Source organism: Ruegeria sp. CDSC042, assembly GCF_059610745.1.
Genome location: NZ_JBXWOF010000001.1, coordinates 1,033,069 through 1,052,446, shown reverse-complemented (window position 1 = coordinate 1,052,446; position 19,378 = coordinate 1,033,069). Strand labels below are relative to the sequence as shown.

The window sequence follows — 19,378 nt, the reverse complement described above, 5'->3', positions numbered from 1 at the left end:
AAACGCCGCCCGGATGGGCGGCGTTTATGCGAGATTTTACGAACTCAATCCCAGCATTGTACCAGAACAGTCATCCCATTTGCCCGGCGGCTAAGCTCATTGGGTGAGACCTGCGTGGCGGCGGTGGCGCTGGATTGACCTGCCAGCCCAGCCTTGCTCAGCGCCTTGTTCAGGCTCTCTGTATTGGCAGACAGGCTGACCGAGGCGGGCAGGGTCCGCCCATTCGTCGGGGTCGGCAAAAGCATCCCGACCACCTGACCATTGCCGTCAAACACGGGGCCTCCTGCATCACCGGGTTGGGTGGCCAGCGCCAGGCGTTTCACGCCATCCTCACCGTTCAGGCCGCGCAGGTCGGCGATCTGCCCATATGACAGTGTCGGACCGCCCAAAACGCCCTGATACGAGAATCCGGAGACCGCAACCTCGGACTGAATCCGCGGCTTGGTGCTGCTGAACTCGGCCACGCTGATCGGGGAAAGGTCGCGGCTTGGCCGCAGAACAGCGATGCCGAGATCGGGATCGGTCGAGGCGACCTCAAGCTCGTGCGCGCCGTCCAGCGTGATCCGCGAGCAGCTATCTGCCGCCTCAGTCACGGTCAGGACGGTGCCTTTGGCATCCGCAAAGAACCCCGAGCGTGACAGGCGCGGTTTGCGAACCTGCAGGCCGGATACAAGATCAATGCTTTGCGCAGCGTCCGATCCGGCGGCGGCGTCAAGAACCGCATCAGTGGTGCTAAAGCCCGCTTTCATGGCGGCAAGAACGCGGGTACGGCGCGCCTCGTCCCCTTCGGGCCAGACCAGGGTAAAACCTTTGATCTGACCATCTTTCAGCTTGGCCTCGGTATAGGACACAATGTCATTGCCGCGACCTTCCAGCGTAAAGCTGTCACCGCGCAGCTGGCGAGGGCCTTCAAGCGGAACGATTTCCAGCGACTGCATGACTTCAAAAAGGGCCCGCAGGGTTGCTTTGGTGCCATCCTGACTGATCAGCAGGGCCTGAGCATTCAGGTCGGTCGAGCCGTTGAAATGCACGAAGGGGGCCTCGTAACGGTCGAATGCAACAACACCCAGCGGCATGGCCATCTCGATACCTGCCTGTGGGTCTGTGTAGAGCTGCATTCCCGCGCTGATTAATGGCGCGTTATAGTCATCCATCAAGGCCTTGCGCTGTGCCGTGGTCAAAACCCCGGTCGCCTCGTATCCGTTGAAACTTTGCCAGTCGCCCATCGAGCGGCGTGTCCCCTGACCAAAGGCACCGTCAATCGTCGAATTGTAGAAACCGGCTGCCTGAAGTGCGGATTGAAGGCCCATACGCTCCTGCGCGCTCAGCAATCGTTCGCTTTGCAGCGCCTGTGATCTGGTTTCATCGGCAATTTGCGGGGTTGCCTCGGCCACTGGTTGTTCCGGTTCAGATGCGACCGGCGCTGTCACAGCGGCCTGGTCCTGAGTATTCGCACTGACCGGCCAGAACTGCTGCCCCAGTGTGTTCGAGAAGGCGATAAAGCTGTCGGCTGGAATTTGCCCCTCTGCGCGGTACACCCGCAGAACTTGCTCGGCATCGCCGCGCAGATACGGGCCGATCACAATGGCATACCAGCCCGAATTCAGGCGAAATCCATTTACGTCTGGCAACGCGCCAGAATAGGTTTGTGCGCGTTCCTGGGCTTCACGCAGCGAAGGCTGCGCCTCGACCTGGACCCAAACACCTCCGTCTTGCTGCGCAAATGATGCTCGCACGCCGAAAAGGAAAAGAACTGAAATTACCGTTAATATGCGTCTCATTGTGTGCCTGTGTCCGCGGTGTTTTTCTGCGATGAAGAGTACGCGATATGCGGGTTGAAACACCATGCCTGGAATACGGGGAATTTCCAGTTTGGCCGCTCAGTGGCTTCCCGGGCACACTGTCCCGTTGACGCCCCTTGGCCCCTTGCATAGGAAGGGCAAAACCCACCGGAACAGGGCGCAATGGCGTCCAAAGGGAATGTGATGACCGTTAAGTCCAACGCACCTCGCTCTTTTCAGGAGATCATCCTGCGCCTTCAGACCTATTGGGCGTCAAAAGGCTGCGCCATTCTGCAGCCCTATGACATGGAGGTCGGGGCAGGGACATTCCATCCAGCGACTACTTTGCGCGCTTTGGGGTCCAAGTCCTGGGCCGCAGCTTATGTGCAGCCCTCGCGCCGCCCAACAGATGGGCGTTATGGCGAGAACCCCAATCGCTTGCAGCACTATTACCAGTATCAGGTGTTGATCAAGCCTAGCCCGCCGGACCTGCAGGCGTTGTATCTGGGCAGCCTTGAGGCAATCGGCATCGACATGGACCTGCATGACATCCGGTTTGTCGAGGATGACTGGGAAAGCCCAACCCTGGGCGCCTGGGGCCTGGGCTGGGAGGTCTGGTGCGACGGCATGGAAGTCAGCCAGTTCACCTATTTCCAACAGGTCGGAGGCCATGACTGCGCGCCGGTTTCAGGTGAATTGACCTATGGGTTGGAGCGGCTGGCGATGTATGTGCTGGGTGTTGATCACGTGATGGACATGCCCTTCAACGATCCGCAGTCACCCAGCCCGCTGACCTATGGTGACATATTCAAGCAGACCGAAGAAGAATATGCCCGCTGGAACTTTGACGTGGCCAACACCGAAGTCCTACTGCGCCATTTCGAAGAGGCCGAGTCCGAATGCGCCAATATTCTGGCGCAAGAGCATGACGATCCAAAAACCGGTAAGCGTATCGTAATGGCGCACCCGGCCTATGATCAGTGCATCAAGGCATCACATATCTTTAACCTGTTGGATGCGCGTGGCGTGATCTCGGTGACGGAACGGCAGGCCTATATTGGGCGCGTGCGGACCTTGGCAAAGCAATGCGCCGACGCCTTCGTTCAGACCGATGCCGCCGGGTACGAGGTCTGATGCGGCAGTTACGCCAAACCGGGAAGCAGAACTTTAAGTCCGTCCGCGATCATGCTGATTGCGATGGCAGACAGGATCATACCCATAAAGCGGCTCATGATCACCCGAGCGTTGTCCGAAAGCCGCTTGGACAGCGCCGCGGCGTTCCAGAATGTGACGAACAGCAAAAACAGCACTGCCAGAAAAACGCCCGCATAGAGTATGACGTCCATAGGTTTGGACATTTGATGTGCATAGAGGATCAACGTTGTGATTGTGCCAGGCCCAACGAGGATGGGAAAGGCCAACGGATAAAAGGCGACGGTGTCGGGCTCGGGATAAGATTTCTTTTCGCCTTCGGTTCCGTGATGCGCCGTGCTCTCGGTGCCGCTCAGCATGTTCAGGCCGATCATCAGGACAACAAGACCGCCCGCAACGCGCAGATCATTGACGCTGATGCCGAACAGTCCCAATGTCTTGCTGCCAATGGCTGCAAAAGCACCGCCCAGGATCAGACAGTAGGTGACGGTTTTCACCGCAACCTTGCGTTGATCTGCGGGGGTCAGACCATCAGTCACGCTCAGAAAAACGGGCAAGTTGGTGATCGGGTTCATGATCGCAAAAAGCGCGCCGAAAAAACCTGCGGCGAGAGTCGTGTCCATTTTCATTACCCTAATGTCAGCCTGTATCAGGTTGGAAACTGGCCCATTTTCGACCTCAATGAAAGAGGCCACGTGAATAGGATGCTCGAACGATGACCGGAAAACTACTTGCTATTCTCCTTCTTGGGTCGGCTGTTCTGGCTGGTGGGGCCATGTACTATCTGCAAGTTTACGGCTTTTATTATGAAGTGGTCTCAAAGCCGGGACAGGATGTCCGTTTGCTAGCAATCGGCGCAGATGAGCCCGAGACCATCGCCTATACGGACTTTCAGGCGATTGATGCGGACAGCTCTCCGATTCGATACCGCGCCTGCTTTGAAACTGACCTGAAGCCAGCAGATCTGGCTGGTTATCAGACCGCCAATGACCCCGAACCGTTGACGGCGCCCGGATGGTTTGAGTGCTACGATGCCATTGAGATTGCCAACGCGTTGCAGACCGGTCAGGCGCAGGCCTTTATCGGGGCTAAGAATATACACTTTGGCGTGGACCGGATCGTCGCTGTAACCCAGGATGGAAAAGGCTATGTTTGGCACGCGCTGAACAACTGCGGGGAAAAGGCCTATGACGGCACGGTCGTCGGAGAGGAATGCCCGCAGCAACCGGAAACGGGGCAATGACTTATCTCATCCCGGATATGATCGCCGCCACGTTGGGTCTGGCTGTATATCTTTTGGGGGCGGAGTTGAACACGCAGGTGAAGCTGCTTCAGCGCTTCAACATACCCGAACCGGTCAGCGGCGGGTTGGTCGCAGCGCTGGTGATGTTGGGATTATACATGGCCACAGGCATCTCATTCGATTTTGAGATGGCCACGCGGGATTACATGCTGGTGCTGTTTTTTGCGGCAATCGGCCTGAATGCCCGGTTCCTGGATCTGCTTACCGGCGGCAAACCTCTGTTCTTGCTGTTGGTTCTGACACTGATCACCATCATCATGCAAAACGGCATTGGTGCCGTCGGGGCGGTTGCATTTGGCTTTCCTGCCCAATCCGGAGTGTTATTCGGATCAGCTGCCCTGATCGGAGGGCATGGAACCGCCATTGCATGGGCGCCGGACGTTGGTGCCGTAACTGGGTTGGAAGGCGCGACCGAGTTGGGGGTCGCAGTGGCGACATTGGGTCTGGTGTTGGCCGCGGTGGTTGGCGGTCCTGTGGCCAAGTATCTTGTCGAACGCTATAACCTGACCCCCGACCGCCCCAACGAAGAACTGACAGTTGGTGTCGCAACCGAAGAACAGCGTTATCCCGATATTACGCCGCTTGGTCTGATGCGGGTCATGCTGTACCTCCATCTTGCCATTATCATTGGCTATGGTGTGAATGTCCTGATCGCAGAGGCCGGCCTGAAACTTCCCCTGTTTGTACCTTGTCTGATCATTGCCATTTTGATCGGCAACCTGCGCAGCTGGTTGCGGCCAAATGCAGTTCCCGTCAGCCGCACATCCGCGCTTGGGCTGGTTTCAGAGCTTGCGTTGGGTACCTTTCTGGCCATGTCGCTGATGAGCCTGCAGTTGTGGACGATTGCGGAACTTGGTGTGACCATTTTGGTCGTACTGGCGGCACAAACCGCCTTTACGGTAATCTTCGTTATCTACGTGTTGTTTCCGGTGATGGGGTCGGGATATCGCGCCGCGGTTCTGGCCGCAGGCTTCGGTGGGTTTGCGCTGGGCGCGACCCCCACCGCCATCGCCAATATGACCGCCGTAACCAAGCGATATGGCCCTTCACCTATTGCCTTTATCGTACTGCCCCTTGTATCCGCATTCTTTGTGGATATCGCCAATGCCATCGTCATCCAGACGATCGTCAATTTCTAAGGACTGACTATGCCCGACCTGCTGATCGAACTGTTTTCCGAGGAAATCCCTGCACGCATGCAAACCCGTGCCGGTGAAGACCTGAAAAAGCGGATCACCGATGGTCTGGTCGAGGCCGGTCTGACCTATGCCGGGGCCGCCTCTCTGACCACGCCCCGTCGTCTGACTTTGGCGGTCGAAGGCTTGCTGGCCGAAAGCCCGTCCATCCGCGAGGAACGCAAAGGCCCGAAAGTGGGCGCACCCGATAAGGCCATCGAAGGCTTCCTGCGCGGCGCCGGCCTGACCCGCGATCAGTTGGAAGAGCGTGAAACGCCCAAAGGTGCGGTCTATTTCGCGATGATCGAAAAGCCTGGTCGCCCGGCGGCTGATATCGTGGCCGACGTGCTTGAGGCGACCATTAGGAACTTCCCCTGGCCCAAGTCGATGCGCTGGGGCAGTGGACCGATGCGCTGGGTACGTCCGCTGCATTCGATCCTGTGCCTCCTCAGCGATGAGGCAGGCGCGCAGGTCGTGCCTCTTGAGGTCGAAGGGATCAAATCCGGCGACACGACCGAGGGCCACCGTTTTATGGCCCCGAACCGGTTTTCTGTCACGTCGTTCGAGGATTATGCCGCCAAGCTGAAACGCGCCTTTGTTGTGCTATCGCCTGAGGAACGCGCCGAACACATCTGGAACGACGCGCAGAACATGGCGTTTGCCGCCGGTCTGGAAGTGGTCGATGACAAGGGCCTGCTGGCCGAGGTCGCCGGGCTGGTCGAATGGCCCGTGGTGCTCATGGGGCAGATCGACGAGGAATTCCTGGAACTGCCGCCCGAGGTGCTGCAGACCTCGATGAAGGAACACCAGAAATTCTTTTCTGTGAAGAACCCCAAAACCGGCCGGATTGAACGCTTTATCACCGTTGCCAACCGCGAGACCGCCGACAATGGCGCGACCATTTTGGCGGGGAACCAGAAGGTGCTGTCGGCCCGTCTGGCGGATGCCAAGTTCTTTTGGGAGAACGACCTGCGCGTTGCCAAGTCGGATATGACCCAATGGACCCGCGCGCTGGAGAATGTGACCTTTCACAACAAGCTGGGCACACAGGCGGAACGGATCGACCGCATCGCAGCACTTGCCCGCGAACTGGCCCCAGTGGTCGGAGCAGATGCGGATCAGGCCGAGAAAGCCGCGCGTCTGGCCAAGGCCGATCTGAGCTCGGAAATGGTCTATGAATTCCCCGAACTTCAGGGGCTTATGGGGCGGTACTATATTGAGGCTGCAGGCGAAGACGCCGCCGTGGCCGCCGTGGCGCAAGAGCACTACTCGCCGCTGGGCCCGTCAGACGACGTGCCAACCGCACCGCTTTCGGTGACCGTGGCGCTGGCCGACAAGCTGGACATGTTGACTGGGTTCTGGACGATTGATGAGAAGCCCACAGGATCGAAAGACCCGTTTGCCCTGCGTCGTGCGGCATTGGGGGTTATTCGGTTGGTATTGGAGCATAACCTATCGCTAGCGATTGGTGAGTGCATTAGCTCCGCACACACAAAACTCCTTGAGACCTACAAGTCTCACCATGCTCTTCGATTTAAGTCTAGCGCCGGAAGCTTTCGGATGGCCGAACCTATGACAATGGCAATGAAGGAACCTGCCGATGAATATCCGTTCTGGTGGGTAAATTCAGCACTTCTGAAACTAACAGCAGCGGATTTGATTGAGCAATTCGACGAAATGCGGAAAGTTGATATGTTTGATGAGGAAGAACATTTCTACGTTCATGAAGCCGAAGCAACTTCCAATTCGTTTCAATCCTTCTTCCACGACCGCCTCAAGGTCTTCCTCCGCGACGAGGGCATCCGTCACGACATCATTGACGCCTGTATCGCGATGGACGGCAATGACGATCTCAATCTGCTGGTTAAACGTGCCCGCGCGCTGAATGCGGTGATTGCGACCGAGGATGGCGAGAACCTCGTGCAGGGGTTCAAGCGGGCCAACAACATCCTGTCTCAGGCGGAAGAGAAGGATGGGGTGGAATACTCCTATGGTGCGGATGTGAAGTTTGCCGAAACAGACAGCGAGAAAGCACTGTTTGCAGCATTGGATCAGGCTAAGGCACAGATCGACACAGCGCTGGCGTCCGAAGATTTCCCGGCCGCGATGACGGCTATGGCCGCGTTGCGCGGGCCGGTGGATGCGTTCTTTGAGGATGTGCAGGTCAATACCGACAATGACATCCTGCGCCGCAACCGTCTGAACCTGCTCAGCCAGATCAGGAAGGTCTGTTCCAGCGTGGCCGATCTGGCCCGAATCGAAGGTTAACGCTCTTGCGCCACGGGCGCAGGGGCCTATGCTGCGGTGAAACCAAAAGGTGCCGCAGTGCAGAATAACCCGCATACCACTCTGATCACAGCCGAAGCGCCCGTAGCGGCGAATACTCATGGCGGGCGCGCGAAATGCCTGCAGCGCTTGGTTCGGCTGGATTTTCCCGTACCACGAACGGTTGCATTGTCCTTTGATGCAGTGCAGCGGATCGCCGGCGGGCAGGTGCCCGACATTGCGGCCATTCTCGAACAGTTCGACGAGGCGGCGCTGCTATGTGTTCGTCCAAGTTCCGAGGACCCCGATTGGGGTGGGCCTGGGGCAATCCTCAACATCGGTATGAATGATGCGCGCTATGTGGACCTGTCAGACGAGATGGGGAACGAGGCCGCGGCTGCACTGTCGCTGCGCTTTGTTCAAAGCTATGCCATTCATGTGGCGCGTCTGGATGCGGATGTGTTTGACGACATCGAGGCCGATGGGCTGGAAGGTCTGCGCCAGTCGTTGCGGGCCTATGAGGATGAGACCGACGAGCCCTTCCCACAGGATCGTGGTGAACAGCTGGTTGCGGTTCTGCGTTCGATGGCGCGGGCATGGGATGGAACCTCAGCCCGGCTGTTGCGCCAGGCAAAAGGTGCGCCAGCGGATGCAGGTCTGGGCCTGGTCATTCAGGAGATGGTCCCGGGTGTGGGGCAGGGCGAATGCGGGTCCGGCGTTCTGCAACTGATTGATCCGACAACAGGGCTGCAGCAGATAACCGGTCGTTACCTCAGCCAAAGCCAGGGTCGCGATGCGTTGGGCGAGGGGGTCGCGGCGCTGTATCTTGAAAAGGATCCGCGTGGTAAGTCGCTTGAGGAAGTTGCGCCCAAGGCATTCGCGGAACTCAAGGCACATGCTGCAATCATGCGCGAAAAGCTGCGTGAGGAAATGCAGGTCGAATTCGTCATCGAAAATGGGCACGTTCACATTCTGGACGGTGTGCGCGTGCAGCGCAGTGCCCGTGCCGCCATGCGGATTGCCGTTCGGTTGGCCGAGGATGGCATCATTCCTCAGCAAGAGGCGGTGATGCGGGTCGACCCGCATTCTCTGAACGAGTTGCTGCACCGGCAGGTTCACCCCGACGCGCGCCGTGATGTGCTGACCACAGGCATTGCAGCCAGTCCAGGGGCGGCAACCGGAAAGCTTGTGTTTACTGCGGCCGAGGCGCAGGCCAGTGCCGCGCGAGGCGAGCCCTGTATTCTGGTGCGCCGAGAGACGTCCCCGGAAGATGTCCGGGGAATGCACGCCGCAGTGGCTGTTCTGACCGAAAAGGGTGGGATGACCAGCCATGCGGCCGTGATCGGTCGCGGCTTGGGCCTGCCTTGCATCGTTGGCGCCTCTGAAATGCGGTTTCAGACCAAAGAGAAGATGTTGACAGCCCAGGATGGCCGCGTTTTCAAAACGGGCGACAAGCTGACGATCGACGGAACTTCGGGGCAGGTTCTGGCGGGGCAGCCCGCGATGCTTGAGGCGGCGCTAGACGATTGTTTTCAGACGCTTATGAGCTGGGCAGACGCCGAACGTGATATTGAGATCCGCGCCAATGCCGATACGCCTGCGGATGCGCAGACCGCTCGGAACTTTTCGGCACAAGGGATCGGCCTATGCCGGACGGAACATATGTTCTTTGATCCCGGCCGCCTGATCGTGATGCGCGAAATGATCTTTGCCCAAACCTCTTCCGGTCGTGCGGCGGTTCTGGAACGTCTGCTTCCGATGCAACGCGCAGATTTCGTGCAACTCTTTCGAATTATGGAAGGTCAACCGGTCTGTATCCGCCTGTTCGACCCGCCGTTGCATGAGTTCCTGCCCACGACTCGCAGTGGCCAGCGTGAATTAGCAGAGGCACTTGATCTGCCGGTTTCGGATGTGGAACGCCGTGTCGCCGAGATGACCGAATATAATCCGATGTTGGGATTGCGCGGCGTCAGGCTGGGCATCACGGTGCCGGAAATCTATGATATGCAGGCCCGAGCAATCTTTGAGGCGACGCTTGAGGCCAGCAAAGAGGGCGCTCTGGTGGTCCCCGAGGTGATGATACCGCTGGTTTCGGCCAAGCGCGAGGTTGAGCTTGTCAAATCTCGGATAGACACGGTTGCGGCATCGGTAGCCGCTGAACGAGGGCAAGAGTTCGAATATCGGCTGGGGGTCATGGTGGAAACGCCGCGTGCCTGCCTGCGGGCGGACGAAATCGCTCCACAAACTGCGTTCCTTAGCTTCGGCACCAATGATTTGACCCAAATGACCTACGGATTGTCTCGTGATGACGCTGGTCGTTTCATGTCTGCTTATGTGCGTCAGGGTGTTTTCGCCGAGGACCCGTTCCACGTGCTAGATCCCGATGGTGTAGGGGAATTGCTGAAGCTGGGGTCTGAACGCGGACGCCGGGTTCAGCCGGACGTGACCCTGTCGGTCTGTGGCGAACATGGCGGAAACCCCGAATCAATCGCAATTTGTCGGGATTTGGGGTTCGACTATGTGTCATGTTCACCCTTCCGGGTACCTGTCGCTCGGCTGGCTGCCGCTCAACTGGCGATTTCGTCCAGACTTGGGGGTTGACAGTAACTGCCGACCCAAGGATTAGTGGGAAAAGAAGGTAGCCGTCGTCAACTTATTTTGACGTTACGGCGGTTTTCCACTTGCATCTTCTTCTGATCTGGACGTTTCCGATTCAATTCGGTATGAGCCTCATCGCGCCCGCCGGGGGAGGGTATGGCGCAGAATGTGCCTGTGCGAGGTTATCTGATGCTAAGATATATTCTGGCTGTTGCCGTTATGGCGACAACCATGCTGCCTAGTGTGTCCTTCGCTGAGAGGGAAGCAACCGATACTGCGAAACGTGAGCTGGTCGCCCGTAGCGAACTGCCCGGTCAGAATTTTCGCGATTATCTGAATTTGTTCAAGCCCCGACAGGAGCCTGAGCCGAAAGAAGTGTCCTACTCCAAGAGCTGGTTGGACGAGCAACCCACCGCCACCGGAGGCGAACAGTTCAAGTGCCTGGCCGAGGCGTTGTACTTTGAAGCGCGCGGCGAAGGCGTGCGCGGTCAGTTTGCTGTGGCGGAGGTTATCCTCAACCGTGTTGCCAGCAGCCGCTTTCCCGACACGCTGTGTGGTGTGATCAATCAGGGCACAGGTAAGAAATACCAGTGCCAGTTCACCTATACCTGTGACGGTCAAGAGGAAGTGATCCGTGAAAAGAAGGCCTATGAGCGTGTAGCGAAAGTCGCGCGTACAGCCATCGACGGGGCTGCCAAAAAGCTCACCGAAGGGGCTACGCATTATCACACGACCGCAGTGCGCCCGTCTTGGGCCAAGGTCTACAAGGAAACCGCGCGTATCGGTGTTCATATTTTCTACCGTCACAACTATCAGACGGCGAGCAACTGATTGACGCACCCGCGCTGGAACCCTACTGGCGCGGGACGAAAATCGGTTTAGATTGCGGGCCAAGGAGGCCCGTATTGTTGTTATCACGCAGACAGATATTGCAATCCGGTACAGCAATGTTGCTGTTGCCCAAGGCAGTGCATGCCGCGATAGATGATTTGGTTGCCCAGATCGTCTCCCGTCAGCTGGCCCCTGACGGGTACCCCGAGACCTCGGTTTGGTCCTTTGGTGGAAATGTGCCCGGTTCAGAAATTCGCCTGCGCAAAGGACAAAGCGTCCGGCGCAGATTGGTAAACGATTTACCCCAACCCGCTACGATCCACTGGCATGGCATTCGGATTGTCAATGCAATGGACGGAGTCCCGGGTCTGACGCAGGACGCTGTTCAGCCTGGCCACAGTTTTACCTATGACTTTGTGGTCCCGGATGCGGGAACATATTGGTATCATGCCCATAACCGATCCATGGAGCAGGTTGCGCGTGGCCTCTACGGCCCATTGATTGTCGAAGAAGATAATCTGCCTGATGTGGATCAGGATTTGACCCTTGTCCTGGACGACTGGAAGTTGGCCCCGGAAACCGGGCAGATCGTAGAAGATTTTGATAACCAGCACGACCTCAGCCACGCCGGGCGTTTGGGCAATCTCGTCACAGTTAATGGCCAGTTTGATCCAGAATATGCAGTGGCGCGCGGTGCGCGCCTGAGGCTGCGGCTGATCAATGCGGCAAATGCCAGGATATTCGATCTGGGGCTTGATGGTCTTACAGGTTGGATTGTCGCCTTGGATGGAATGCCTCTGGTTGACCCTTTGCCGTTTTCCGGGAACGTCCCGCTTGCACCTGCTCAGCGGATGGATCTGATCGTGGATGTGCAAAGTGATGAGGGTCAGATTGCCGGGCTTGTAAGTCAAGAACGCGGTGACAGCTTCGGTCTGGTTCGGCTTGCTGTGGTCGGTCAGGTGGCGGCAAACAGGACTGGAATCCGCCCTTTGCCAGCAAATGAGATGCCTAAGGTTCGGCTGGACGACGCACCGATCCATCGCATGACGCTGCAAGGCGGGGCCATGCGCTGGCTGGATTCCGCCAATATGGGCGAGACCGAGCTATCAGGCCGTGAATTGGCCCAACTCGGGAGGTTTTGGGCATTGAATGGCAATTCTGATCGACCGGATGAGCCGTTTCTGGATGCACGATTGGGAAGCGCTCATCAGATTGAGTTTGTCAATGAAACGGCGTTTCCCCACGCTATGCACCTGCATGGGCACCATTTCCGCATCATCCTGGATGACGGCACGCTGGGCCCCTGGCGCGACACGATACTGATAGGGCGGGGTCAGACCCGTAAAATCGCGCTGATTGCTGACAATCCAGGCGACTGGTTGTTACACTGCCATATGCTGGGTCATTCAGCATCGGGAATGATGAGCTGGTTTCGCGTCAGCTGACGCCGCATTCGAAGACTGGAATGGCGCTTGTTGCAGTGTTATAGGGCCTGCAATGTGTAAATAGGTCCGAAAAGTCCACCAAGCCCAAAGGGTCAACCGCATGAGTTCTGAAATCCGTCTTGCCTTTGCGCACCCCTCCGAGCGGTCCGAAGCGACAGCCACGCGGGGACCTCTGGATCGCATTTCTCTGCGGGACCATATTGTCGAGGTCGAAATTGGCGCTTTTCAGGCCGAGCGCGGAACGACGCAACGCATTTGCTTTAATATCGTTGTCGAAGTGCGCCCTTTGACCGATCCGATTGACGATGATGTTGATCGCATTTTGTCATATGATCGTGTGACCGAGGCTATCGCCTTTGAACTGTCAGCCGAGCGGTTGAACCTGCTGGAAACTCTGGCAGACCGGATTGCGGAAAGAATTTTGCTTGAGCCTCAGGCCGTAAGGGCTTTTGTCAGAATAGAAAAACTGGATCGAGGACCCGGCGCTTTGGGCGTCGAGATCGTGCGCGGTAAAGATGCATCTCACCACGATCTGGTCGAGGAAGAGCGTCCGCACCCGCGTTTGGCCTTCCTGTCAAACGAAGCAATTGCTTCGGACAATCTGACCGGTTGGATCGACCAGTTGGAGAACCGGAAACGTCCCTTGATCCTATGCGTTGGGGCGGCGGATATGGCCGTTTCACAAACCGGGCACGCCATGACACAACGCCGGATCGACCTTTTGGCCATCGAGCAAAACGCCTGGGTATTGGCCGCGCGTGACCTGCGCTGTGTCGTCGTATCCACGCGGACTGAATTGGATTGGGCCATGAAGAACGGACAGATTTGCGTTTGGGCCCCGTCCAAGATCGTTCTTGATGCGGTGGATGGGCCATCTGCCGCACCCTCTGACGCGGTCGCTTTGGCGGCGTGGTTTGCCGCGACTTTCGAAGCAAGTGAGCTGTTGGTTTTCGGAGGCGCCCTGCCGGACTCGCCACAGATTCCGCTGCGCGCTGTGCCGGTGGGTCAGGCGAATCTGTGACTGCATACTACCGACCTCTGGTTCAGCATGGTGAGGTGCGCCCTGAAGGGGCGGTGACCTTAGCCGGTCAGAAGCTGTGGTTTACCCATGTCGAACGTCTGAACCGGACTGAAGCCGCGTGCATCATCCCGGCTGCGCAGGTTCCGGGGGATGTGCTGGATCGACTGACACGTCCACGGGCAGCTGTTTCTGGAGTTGCGATGGATTGCCCTCAGATCATGGGGATCCTCAACGCCACGCCGGACAGTTTCTCGGATGGCGGGGTGCATAACTCGGTCGAGGCGGCACAGGCTGCGGCTCGGGACATGGTCTTGCAGGACGCCAGCATTCTCGATATCGGAGGCGAGTCGACACGCCCGGGTGCAACCTTTGTCCCTGAAGATGAGGAAATCGCCCGGACCGAACCGCTGATCAGGGCGATCAGGTCGGCCACCGATGCGTTGATTTCCATAGATACCCGCAAAGCCGCCGTTGCCAAAGCCGCTTGGAAAGCCGGGGCAGGGCTGATCAACGACGTCTCGGGCTTTACCTTCGATCCGGACCTTGCGCCGTTCTGTGCCCAGGTCGGAGCCTCTGTCTGCGTGATGCACATGCAGGGCGATCCCGGTTCGATGCAGGATGACCCGACTTACGACAATGTTTTGCTGGATGTTTATGACTTCCTACATGGGCAGGTTGGTTTTCTTGAAGACCTCGGCATGAGCCGGGACCAGATCGTTATCGACCCGGGCATAGGATTTGGCAAAACCGAAAAGCACAATCTTATCCTTCTGCAGAATCTCAGCCTGTTTCACGGTTTGGGGTGTCCGATCCTGCTGGGCGTATCCCGAAAGGGGTTTATCGGGCAGATTGGCAAAGAGCTCCGCAAAGACGCGCGTGCGCCGGGATCCATCGCCGTGGGGCTGGCCGGATTGGCACAGGGCGTGCAGATCCTTCGTGTTCATGACGTCGCTGAAACCGCTCAGGCCTTGCGTCTATGGGCCGCCGTCCGGTAATCCGGTCGCAAGCAAGAATTTACGGAGGGACACCAATGCGTAAGCTGTTCGGAACAGATGGGGTGCGTGGCACCGCCAATACGCATCCGATCACGGCTGAGATGGCCCTGCGCATGGGGGCCGCGGTTGGGCGGTACTTCCGACGTGACCAATCCGGCGTGCACCGTGTTGTTATTGGCAAGGATACGCGCCTGTCTGGGTATATGCTGGAAAACGCGCTGACGGCGGGGCTGACCTCGACCGGGATGAATGTTTTGCTGCTGGGACCGGTCCCAACGCCGGCTGTCGGCCTGATGACGCGGTCAATGCGCGCCGATCTGGGCGTGATGATCTCGGCCAGTCACAACCCCGCCGAAGACAACGGGATCAAGTTTTTCGGGCCTGATGGCTTCAAGCTGTCGGATCAGGCGGAAATTGAAATCGAACGGCTGATCGAAGAAGGGGTTAAGCCTGCGCAGGCGCAAAATATCGGTCGGGCCCGCCGGGTAGACGATGCGCGGTTTCGCTATGGCGAGCGGGTGAAATCTTCGCTATCCCGCGATCTTAGACTGGACGGTCTCAAAGTGGTGGTGGATTGCGCCAATGGCGCCGCGCACCGCACTGCGCCCGAAGTTTTGTGGGAACTTGGGGCCGAGGTCATTCCTGTAGGCACATCTCCTAACGGTAAGAATATCAACCTGAATTGCGGTTCGACCAAACCTCAGCTTGCAGCTGAAACAGTGGTGGCGCACGGGGCTGATGTCGGGATCTGCCTGGATGGTGATGCCGATCGGGTTGTGATCGTGGATGAGCACGGACACGTGGCCGACGGCGATCAGTTGATGGCGTTGTTGGCGACCTCTTGGGCCAAGGCCGACCGCCTGCGCGGCGGCGCATTGGTTGCGACGGTTATGTCCAACCTTGGTCTGGAACGCCATCTGGTTGCGCAGGGGCTTAGCCTGGAACGAACCGCCGTTGGCGACCGCTATGTTGTCGAGCGGATGCGCGAAGGGGGTTTCAACCTGGGTGGCGAACAATCTGGTCACATCGTCATGAGCGACTATGCCACCACCGGCGATGGCCTGATGGCGGGTCTGCATTTCCTGGCCGAGATGGTGCATTCCGGGCGCAAAGCATCCGAGCTGTCGGTCCAGTTCGGAACCGTCCCGCAGCTGCTGAAGAACGTGCGTTATGGCGAGGGCCAGACCCCGCTTGAGGCGGCAGGCGTAAAAGCAGCAATCGCGGATGCCGAAGAGCGCCTGAAAGGAAAAGGCCGGTTGCTGATCCGCAAATCCGGCACTGAACCTCTGATCCGCGTCATGGCGGAGTGTGAAGATGATCAGCTGTTGGCCCAAGTCGTTGACAGTATCGTTGCTGAGGTCGCGGCGGTTGCAGGCTAGCGACCGGCCAGCATTCTGCGCAGGCTGAACCACTGGCTGATCGCTAGCCCGGTCAGGATCATCGCCAGAGCAACGTAAAACCGTATCGGCAATGCCTCGGACAGAACCCACGCGCCAAACACCATCGACCATATCGGAACTTGGTAGTTGACCAGCGTCAGAAAAACAGACCCGGCGCTGCGAATAATCGAGACGCGCAACAACGTGGCAAAGGCGGTCGGAACAAGGCCCAATGCGATTATGGCGAGGCTAGGCCGTGCGCCATGCCAATTTGGCACCCCTTCGGTTACCAGCATGATGGGCAACAAGATCGCCGCGCCGACCAGCAAAGTGAGCGCAGCCAGAACAACCGGATCGACCGGAGGGCATCTGCGCGTGAATATAGAAGCGCAGGAATAGCACAGTGCAGCACCAATACAGGCCAGCTGTGCCAGTGGTTCCGCACCTTGACCAAGCTGTGCAAGGCCAGGGCCAATCAGCACCAGCGCGCCTGCAAATCCAAGTGATACGCCAACAAAACGCCGCGCGTTGAGGGGCTCATCCGAAAAGAAATGTGCCAGTGGCAACACCATCAACGGGATGGCCGCCATCGACAGGCCCGCAAAGGCGGACGGAACATATTGCTGGCCCCAGCTGAGAAGCAAAAAAGGTAGGGCCGTCGACAGAATGCCGATCACGATGATTGAGGGCCAAAGGCCCCGCGTGGATGTTGGCAATTTGCGACCCGTCGTCCCCATCAGCAGTATAAGGGTGAGCGCGCCCAGAGTCGTGCGTGCTGTTGCTACTGTGACGGGCCCGTACCCTTCGAGCGCGATGGCCACGACCATAAATGTGCCGCCCCAGATGAAGCCAAGTACAGCGACCATAAGCCAGTTTTTGTTGGTGATTTCAGAGGGTTCTCTCATGGTATTGCCTGCTTCGTCACAATTAGCTGCGAGTGTGGTATTGTAGGGGTATTGGAAAAAGAATTTGGAGACAAATTATGGACTACAAAGAAGTGAATGCTGTTTGCCAGCCCGGAGACGATGTGGCTTCACGAGATTGGTATGCTTGGAACAACAAGATGCCTCCGGGGCCCGCTAGGTTGATTGTGACGGGCATTGTCACGGTTGGTAATCCAGGGGTCGAGCCCATGTTGGTTATCGCCAATCCGCAGGGGATCAATCCCAGCTATTTGCTGCTCAACATCTTCCTCTGTCAGAAGCCCGGGAAATGGCCCTCGGTGGTTGTCGACAAGCCGGTGCGGTTCGAGCAGCATTCGAACCCGATGTATACCCATGTGGATATTGTTGGCGGGCCGTCGATAGAAATTTTTGACGCCCATTAAATGAATGACGCCGCCCCGGGGGGCGGCGTCACGATAGGATCAGTTCTTTTCCTGATCGACCAGTTTACCGGCCGAAATCCAGGGCATCATGTCCCGCAGCTTTTTGCCGACCACTTCGATCTGGTGCTCGTCATTGGAACGGCGCGAGGCTTTGATGGTGGGTTGACCCACAGCATTTTCCAGCATGAAGTCGCGTACGAACTTGCCGCTCTGGATGTCCGACAGGGTCTCTTTCATTGCCTTCTTGGTCTGCTCATAAGGCAGGATGCGCGGCCCAGTGACGTACTGACCGTATTCAGCAGTGTTCGAGATCGAGTAATCCATGTTGGCGATTCCGCCTTCATAGATGAGGTCCACGATCAGCTTGGTTTCGTGCAGACACTCGAAATAGGCCATTTCGGGTGCATAACCAGCCTCGACCAGAGTTTCAAAGCCGCAGCGGATCAGCTCGACGATACCACCACACAGAACCGCCTGTTCACCGAATAGGTCGGTTTCGCATTCTTCGCGGAAGTTGGTCTCGATGATGCCCGAACGGCCGCCACCGATGGCCGAGCAATAGGACAGACCGATTTCCAGCGCTTTGCCGGTTGCGTCAGTGTCAACAGCCACAAGGCAGGGAACGCCGCCACCTTTGGTGTATTCACCACGGACGGTGTGGCCGGGGCCTTTGGGGGCCATCATGATGACGTCTACGCCTGCTTTCGGTTCGATCAGGCCAAAGTGAACATTCAGGCCGTGGGCGAACGCAATCGCAGCACCCGGCTTGATGTTGTCATGCACGTATTTCTTGTAAGTTTCGGCCTGCAATTCATCGGGCATGGTGAACATGATGACATCACACCAGGCTGCCGCTTCTGCAATGCCCATGACCGCCAGGCCTTCGGCTTCGGCTTTCCTAGCCGAAGGCGAGCCTTCGCGCAGGGCAACGACCAGATTCTTCGCGCCCGAGTCGCGCAGGTTCAGCGCGTGTGCATGACCCTGGCTGCCATAACCCAGGATGGCCACTTTTTTGTCTTTGATCAGGTTGATGTCGCAATCGCGATCGTAATAGACGCGCATGATGCTGGTCCTTTCTGTTTCGATTGCTGTGGGTTTTAAGGCGATTTTCCAAGGATAGCGATACTGTTATCCTTGAATTATCAAGGATAACTCGAGTATCTATTCTTGAAGTATAGCAATAAAGAAAAAATCATGCTTGATGATGTTGACCGCAGGCTTCTGCGTCATTTCCAGGCCGACCCGACGCTGACAACCGCTGAGCTGGCCGAGCTTTGTCGCATCAGCACAAGTGTCTGCTGGCGGCGTATCGAAAAAATGCAAGAGGCCGGGATTATTCAAGCCCAAGAGGCGATCATTGACTGGGCCGCATTGGGATATGCAGTCGAGGTTTCATTGCGGGTGACGCTGGATAAGACCCAACCGCGTGCATTCGACGAGTTCATGGGTGTCGCGCGTGAGGTTCCCGAGGTGATCGAGATTCAGACCTTTTTGGGCCGTGTGGATGTGCGCTTATCTGTGCTTGCCAAGGATATGGCACATTACCAGCAGCTGTATCGTGACCGTATCCTGACTTTACCGCATATCGCAGATATCGAGGCATTGATGCATATCGCGCGGGTCAAAAGCGATGAGGTGCTGCCGCTATGACCGAATTGGATGAGCTCGACCGCAAAATTCTGCGCGCTCTGATCCAGGATGCAACGCAAAGCGCGGGTGCCTTGGGGCGTAAATTCGGCCTGTCTCAGCCCGCGATGTGGCGCCGTATCCGGAGGCTTGAAACGACGGGGATCATAAAGGGGCGCCACCTGCGTTTGAATGCAGAAGCGTTGGGGTTTGGGGTGACAGTCTTTCTGGGGGTCAAGTTAGCGCGGAAAGGTCAGGTCAGCCTTGAAGATTTCGAACGCGCCGTCAGTGCGATCCCCGAGGTTCAAACCGTTGAACATGTGTTGGGCCTATATGATTACCGTTTGCGCGTCGTGGCACGGGATCTCTCGGACTTTGAACGTGTTCTGCGCCGCCGGATAATGACTTTGCCCGGGGCCGGAGATGTCGAAGCCAATGTATTACTGAGCGAAGAGAGGTTACCCGGGCCTATCGGCTAGG

At 57.6% G+C, this 19,378-nt stretch carries 17 protein-coding genes; 13 read left to right on the top strand and 4 right to left on the bottom strand.

Features of this window, described 5'->3' with window-relative positions:
• Positions 1 to 44: 44 nt before the first annotated feature.
• On the bottom strand, positions 45 to 1,781 hold the full coding sequence (locus tag AC2FHX_RS05255) for a serine protease (RefSeq protein WP_496700053.1): 1,737 nt from the start codon (positions 1,779 to 1,781) through the stop codon (positions 45 to 47).
• Positions 1,782 to 1,985: 204 nt separating this feature from the next.
• Here AC2FHX_RS05255 and AC2FHX_RS05250 point away from each other — a divergent pair, with 204 nt between their 5' ends.
• A complete protein-coding gene (locus tag AC2FHX_RS05250; protein WP_496690759.1) occupies positions 1,986 to 2,915 on the top strand; it encodes a glycine--tRNA ligase subunit alpha in 930 nt (309 codons plus the stop codon).
• 8 nt (positions 2,916 to 2,923) lie between these two features.
• Here the strand turns inward: AC2FHX_RS05250 and AC2FHX_RS05245 are convergent, their stop codons facing one another.
• Positions 2,924 to 3,556 carry a MarC family protein gene (locus tag AC2FHX_RS05245; protein WP_496690758.1) on the bottom strand — a complete coding sequence of 211 codons (633 nt, stop codon included), beginning with the start codon at positions 3,554 to 3,556 and terminating at the stop codon, positions 2,924 to 2,926.
• A 92-nt stretch (positions 3,557 to 3,648) separates the two neighbouring features.
• On the opposite strand from AC2FHX_RS05245, the gene AC2FHX_RS05240 reads away from it, so the two are divergent.
• The 9 genes from AC2FHX_RS05240 (at position 3,649) to glmM (ending at position 15,945) form a co-directional block, all read left to right on the top strand.
• Positions 3,649 to 4,176 (top strand): DUF6446 family protein, encoded by a 528-nt coding sequence (locus AC2FHX_RS05240; protein ID WP_496700055.1) that lies wholly within the window; start codon positions 3,649 to 3,651, stop codon positions 4,174 to 4,176.
• Positions 4,173 to 5,375: a sodium/glutamate symporter gene (gene gltS, locus AC2FHX_RS05235; protein WP_496700057.1), complete on the top strand. Its 1,203-nt coding sequence runs from the start codon at positions 4,173 to 4,175 to the stop codon at positions 5,373 to 5,375. Before AC2FHX_RS05240 ends, gltS begins: the two co-directional genes overlap by 4 nt.
• A 9-nt stretch (positions 5,376 to 5,384) precedes the next feature.
• Complete coding sequence (gene glyS, locus AC2FHX_RS05230) at positions 5,385 to 7,679, top strand: glycine--tRNA ligase subunit beta (RefSeq protein WP_496700058.1); 2,295 nt, start codon at positions 5,385 to 5,387, stop codon at positions 7,677 to 7,679.
• 36 nt (positions 7,680 to 7,715) lie between these two features.
• Positions 7,716 to 10,277 carry a putative PEP-binding protein gene (locus AC2FHX_RS05225; RefSeq protein WP_281972295.1) on the top strand — a complete coding sequence of 854 codons (2,562 nt, stop codon included), beginning with the start codon at positions 7,716 to 7,718 and terminating at the stop codon, positions 10,275 to 10,277.
• 153 nt (positions 10,278 to 10,430) lie between these two features.
• The gene (locus AC2FHX_RS05220) at positions 10,431 to 11,105 is read left to right on the top strand and encodes a cell wall hydrolase (protein WP_271946407.1); all 675 of its coding nucleotides are present in this window, start codon (positions 10,431 to 10,433) and stop codon (positions 11,103 to 11,105) included.
• A gap of 116 nt (positions 11,106 to 11,221) precedes the next feature.
• Positions 11,222 to 12,550, top strand: a complete 1,329-nt coding sequence (locus tag AC2FHX_RS05215) for a multicopper oxidase family protein (protein ID WP_496700060.1) — start codon at positions 11,222 to 11,224, stop codon at positions 12,548 to 12,550.
• Between the two features lie 100 nt (positions 12,551 to 12,650).
• Positions 12,651 to 13,571, top strand: a complete 921-nt coding sequence (locus AC2FHX_RS05210) for a dihydroneopterin aldolase (protein ID WP_496690753.1) — start codon at positions 12,651 to 12,653, stop codon at positions 13,569 to 13,571.
• Positions 13,568 to 14,566, top strand: a complete 999-nt coding sequence (folP, locus tag AC2FHX_RS05205; RefSeq protein WP_496700062.1) for a dihydropteroate synthase — start codon at positions 13,568 to 13,570, stop codon at positions 14,564 to 14,566. The genes AC2FHX_RS05210 and folP overlap by 4 nt, the downstream gene beginning before the upstream one ends.
• Positions 14,567 to 14,601: 35 nt before the next feature.
• Positions 14,602 to 15,945, top strand: a complete 1,344-nt coding sequence (glmM, locus tag AC2FHX_RS05200; protein ID WP_496700064.1) for a phosphoglucosamine mutase — start codon at positions 14,602 to 14,604, stop codon at positions 15,943 to 15,945.
• Here glmM and AC2FHX_RS05195 read toward each other — a convergent pair.
• Positions 15,942 to 16,850, bottom strand: a complete 909-nt coding sequence (locus tag AC2FHX_RS05195; RefSeq protein WP_496700065.1) for a DMT family transporter — start codon at positions 16,848 to 16,850, stop codon at positions 15,942 to 15,944. The two genes, glmM and AC2FHX_RS05195, sit on opposite strands and share 4 nt — an antisense overlap.
• Before the next feature lie 77 nt (positions 16,851 to 16,927).
• Between AC2FHX_RS05195 and AC2FHX_RS05190 the strand changes: the two genes are divergently transcribed.
• Entirely contained in the window at positions 16,928 to 17,272 is a 345-nt protein-coding gene (locus AC2FHX_RS05190; RefSeq protein ID WP_496700066.1) for a hypothetical protein, read from the top strand.
• Positions 17,273 to 17,311: 39 nt separating this feature from the next.
• Here AC2FHX_RS05190 and ilvC read toward each other — a convergent pair whose 3' ends face one another.
• Positions 17,312 to 18,334, bottom strand: coding sequence for a ketol-acid reductoisomerase (gene ilvC / locus AC2FHX_RS05185; protein ID WP_142634504.1), 1,023 nt, complete (start codon positions 18,332 to 18,334; stop codon positions 17,312 to 17,314).
• A gap of 132 nt (positions 18,335 to 18,466) precedes the next feature.
• Between ilvC and AC2FHX_RS05180 the strand changes: the two genes are divergently transcribed.
• Both AC2FHX_RS05180 and AC2FHX_RS05175 read left to right on the top strand, forming a co-directional pair.
• Positions 18,467 to 18,922 (top strand): Lrp/AsnC family transcriptional regulator, encoded by a 456-nt coding sequence (locus AC2FHX_RS05180; protein WP_271946422.1) that lies wholly within the window; start codon positions 18,467 to 18,469, stop codon positions 18,920 to 18,922.
• Positions 18,919 to 19,377, top strand: coding sequence for an Lrp/AsnC family transcriptional regulator (locus tag AC2FHX_RS05175; protein WP_496700067.1), 459 nt, complete (start codon positions 18,919 to 18,921; stop codon positions 19,375 to 19,377). Before AC2FHX_RS05180 ends, AC2FHX_RS05175 begins: the two co-directional genes overlap by 4 nt.
• Position 19,378: the final 1 nt, after the last annotated feature.

Coding starts and splice junctions, on each gene's coding strand:
- AC2FHX_RS05195 (WP_496700065.1), bottom strand. CDS start 16,850: ATGAGAGAACCCTCTGAAATCACCAACAAAAACTGGCTTATGGTCGCT.
- AC2FHX_RS05175 (WP_496700067.1), top strand. CDS start 18,919: ATGACCGAATTGGATGAGCTCGACCGCAAAATTCTGCGCGCTCTGATC.
- AC2FHX_RS05255 (WP_496700053.1), bottom strand. CDS start 1,781: ATGAGACGCATATTAACGGTAATTTCAGTTCTTTTCCTTTTCGGCGTG.
- AC2FHX_RS05240 (WP_496700055.1), top strand. CDS start 3,649: ATGACCGGAAAACTACTTGCTATTCTCCTTCTTGGGTCGGCTGTTCTG.
- AC2FHX_RS05190 (WP_496700066.1), top strand. CDS start 16,928: ATGGACTACAAAGAAGTGAATGCTGTTTGCCAGCCCGGAGACGATGTG.
- AC2FHX_RS05215 (WP_496700060.1), top strand. CDS start 11,222: ATGTTGCTGTTGCCCAAGGCAGTGCATGCCGCGATAGATGATTTGGTT.
- AC2FHX_RS05220 (WP_271946407.1), top strand. CDS start 10,431: ATGGCGCAGAATGTGCCTGTGCGAGGTTATCTGATGCTAAGATATATT.
- ilvC (WP_142634504.1), bottom strand. CDS start 18,334: ATGCGCGTCTATTACGATCGCGATTGCGACATCAACCTGATCAAAGAC.
- AC2FHX_RS05210 (WP_496690753.1), top strand. CDS start 12,651: ATGAGTTCTGAAATCCGTCTTGCCTTTGCGCACCCCTCCGAGCGGTCC.
- AC2FHX_RS05180 (WP_271946422.1), top strand. CDS start 18,467: ATGCTTGATGATGTTGACCGCAGGCTTCTGCGTCATTTCCAGGCCGAC.
- gltS (WP_496700057.1), top strand. CDS start 4,173: ATGACTTATCTCATCCCGGATATGATCGCCGCCACGTTGGGTCTGGCT.
- glmM (WP_496700064.1), top strand. CDS start 14,602: ATGCGTAAGCTGTTCGGAACAGATGGGGTGCGTGGCACCGCCAATACG.
- glyS (WP_496700058.1), top strand. CDS start 5,385: ATGCCCGACCTGCTGATCGAACTGTTTTCCGAGGAAATCCCTGCACGC.
- AC2FHX_RS05250 (WP_496690759.1), top strand. CDS start 1,986: ATGACCGTTAAGTCCAACGCACCTCGCTCTTTTCAGGAGATCATCCTG.
- AC2FHX_RS05245 (WP_496690758.1), bottom strand. CDS start 3,556: ATGGACACGACTCTCGCCGCAGGTTTTTTCGGCGCGCTTTTTGCGATC.